General features: G+C 60.0%; 3 protein-coding genes and 1 tRNA gene. 2 read left to right on the top strand and 2 right to left on the bottom strand.

Features of this window, described 5'->3' with window-relative positions:
• A partial coding sequence (locus DDZ14_RS19070; protein ID WP_369915396.1) for an acetyl-coenzyme A synthetase N-terminal domain-containing protein occupies positions 1–371 on the bottom strand: 371 nt, incomplete at its 3' end.
• 445 nt (positions 372–816) lie between these two features.
• On the opposite strand from DDZ14_RS19070, the gene DDZ14_RS19075 reads away from it, so the two are divergent.
• Positions 817–891 (top strand) — tRNA-Phe (locus tag DDZ14_RS19075).
• Positions 892–954: 63 nt separating this feature from the next.
• Complete coding sequence (locus DDZ14_RS19080) at positions 955–2142, top strand: DUF6538 domain-containing protein (RefSeq protein ID WP_109426556.1); 1188 nt, start codon at positions 955–957, stop codon at positions 2140–2142.
• On the opposite strand, the gene DDZ14_RS20340 is transcribed toward DDZ14_RS19080, so the two are convergent.
• A complete protein-coding gene (locus tag DDZ14_RS20340; RefSeq protein ID WP_109426557.1) occupies positions 2132–2767 on the bottom strand; it encodes a DUF429 domain-containing protein in 636 nt (211 codons plus the stop codon). The genes DDZ14_RS19080 and DDZ14_RS20340 overlap by 11 nt on opposite strands.
• Between the last annotated feature and the right edge of the window lie 190 nt (positions 2768–2957).

Below are 2957 nucleotides of genomic sequence, written 5' to 3' on the forward strand. Positions count from 1 at the left end.
TTGAGCACATTCGCCATCCGGCAGACATGGCCGTGCAGCTCCGCATAGGTGATGTGCCGCGCCGCGTCGCCGGGATCGTCGGGCTCCCAGATGATCGCGGTCTGCGCACCGCGCGTCTCCAGATGCCGGTCCACGCAATTGGCGCAGACATTGAGCGTGCCGTCCTCGAACCACCTGATCGACACGTCCGGATAGGCGAAGCTCGTGTTCTTCACCGTCCCGTAGGGCCGCATCCAGTCCAGACGCCCCCCAGCCTCGCCCCAGAACCCCTCGGGATCCGAAACCGAGCGCGCATACATCTCCTCGTAGCGCGCAGCGTCGATATGGGCGGATGTCAGCAGGTTTGCGGTGACGGGGGTGTTGTCGGTCAACTCGGCCACGTGTCCCTCCTCAGACGTTCTGGCATAATTCTCACGCCGCGCAGCCCCTCCCGAACTCGCAGGCGGCGTCTATTTACCATTATTTGCCAAAATCCGATATAGCCCTGCAAATAAACATATTTTCTGTAAATTCATACACGATATATGATGTAATTTTGTGAATTCCTTTACTTACGCTACGTAAAACACTTGCAGGAAAGGCGCTTAGGCCAGCCATGCGGCCCGCCGCGCCGAGCCGGGCACCGGACATGGGGGCGCAACGCGGACTGCGACAAATCGGCATGCCGACTGCGACCGGCACGCTTTCGGTCGCCCGGGAGGCGAATCGTGCCGCCACCTGCCTGCCGCCACCTGCCCGAAAACCACGATTTCGGCTCTGGACACGCCGCGCAAGCTGTCCTAGACAATCGCAGCGTTCGGGCCGAGGCCCACGCGGGCCCGGGTAGCTCAGTGGTAGAGCAGTGGATTGAAAATCCTCGTGTCGGTGGTTCGACTCCGCCCCCGGGCACCACTCCCCAAAGGTAAGCCTCTGTTTCCCTTCAGTTTTAACGACTGAGAGCTGGAGGCGTAGACCATGCTGGAGACCAAATCTGCCCCTTTCACATTTGTGAAGCAGGGTATCTTTTACTTCTCGCGTCGGGTCCCGAGCGACCTGTCCCACCACTACAAAGCAAGCCGGATCATGTACTCGCTCCGCACGAGGTCAGCTGCCGTAGCCACTTCGAGAGCGCAACGTGCGGCACAGCAGCTCGACGAACACTGGTATCACCTGCGCATCCGTGACGTTGAACTTCCTGGAAAGCATCTTCTGCGAAGCCAAAGTGGATCGCTCTCCGGCGCACCCTCACCCTTCGAGACCGCAGCAGAAGGCGCAGTGAAGCTCTCAGAGGCCGTGGGCATCTACCTACGCCTTAAGGGGCAAGGGCGTCCTATCACCTTCCACAGGGCAGCTGAGCGTTCCTGCGGCTATGTGATCGACGTCTGCGGCGACAGGGACATCACCGCCTACAACAAGGCCGACGCCAACGCCTTCCGCGACGACCTGATCAAGCGCGGGCTGGCAGGCAGCAGCATCACCCGCATTTTTGGCACCGTCCGGTCGGTGATCAACTTCGCCGCCAGCGAGGTCGGGATCGACATCACCAATCCCTTCGGTAGGGTCTACTATGATCGGGCCGCGGGCGTTGAGGACAGGGAACCTCTACCCGTTGATGTCATCCGCACCCTGCAGGCCGAGTGCCGCAAGCTAGACGACGATCTCCGCTGGTTGGTCGCTTTGGTTTCCGACACTGGGATGCGCCTTGCCGAAGTTGTTGGTCTGCTGAAAGAGGACCTTAGGCTGGATGATCCGATCCCGCATGTCGTTGTGCGAGAGCATCCATGGCGGCGGCTGAAGACAGCGGGTAGTGCCCGGAAGGTGCCTCTGACGGGGGCAGCGCTCTGGGCAGCTCAGAGGGTTCATGAGAGCGTCACTGAGAGCGAGTTCGCCTTCCCGAGATACAACAAGGGCCAGCAGACCAATGCTAACTCAGCGAGCGCCGCGCTGAACAAATGGATGAAGCCATACGTGACGGAGAAATGCACGATGCACAGCTTCCGCCACTCGATGCGGGACCGGTTGCGGGCGGTCGAGTGCCCCGCAGACATCGTGGACCAGATCGGTGGCTGGCAGACTGAGGGCGTCGGGCACGGCTACGGAAACGGCTATCCGCTGGAGGTGTTGGCGAAGTGGATGGAGCAGGTATACCTCGTCACCGGTTAGGTTGACTCGAACGCCTCTTGTGGTCTTCCGGCCACCAATAATGGACAGGTGCGAGCCAGTAGCTATTGGTATCCTGTTCATGTTGGCTCCTGTCCGCTGCAAGGTCCTTGGACCAGTGCCCAGAGAAGCCTTGTCTGGCGCAGACTGCGCAGATTACCGCGTCCCGCTCGTGTTCATTTAGTCCCGCAGCTTGGATACCCCAAGTCCCGAATAGCTCGCGATAATCTTCGCAGCCGAGCGCCTTGAGTAATGCCTTGGGGTGGCTCTCAGTCACGCCGAGGTCGGAATAATGCTGACGCAAGAGTTCGACGGTGATAGCCCCTTGAGCGAGTGCCGCGCCTCTCAAGGAGTTGACCGACTGCACCGTCCCGGATGCAATCTGATAGGTCCTACGTATCCATTCATCTGCCCTGCGCCCGCCTCCGGGTCCTGCACTCCACCACAAAGGCGCATCGACTCCAATAGCAACGGGGCTGCAATCACAACCGAGAAAGACATCTACGGCTTCTGCCGCAGAGGAAACGCTGGATGTATGAAGTCGCCCATCGCTGAACAGAATAGCAATGCCAAAGCTTCCCGCACCACCCGGGTCGGCGCCAAACCAGCACGAGGGTCTCTCCAGCATGGTCTACGCCTCCAGCTCTCAGTCGTTAAAACTGAAGGGAAACAGAGGCTTACCTTTGGGGAGTGGTGCCCGGGGGCTGCTGTGGCTCCCGGTTCTATTCCCGTTACAGGCACCCTCGATGGGCTTCCCTTCAATGAAACAAGGGGTATCCGGAAGGTGGAATCCTCGTCAAGGGGCACCCGTTGGTCTA

Source organism: Maritimibacter sp. 55A14, assembly GCF_003122205.1.
GTDB lineage: Bacteria > Pseudomonadota > Alphaproteobacteria > Rhodobacterales > Rhodobacteraceae > QEYE01.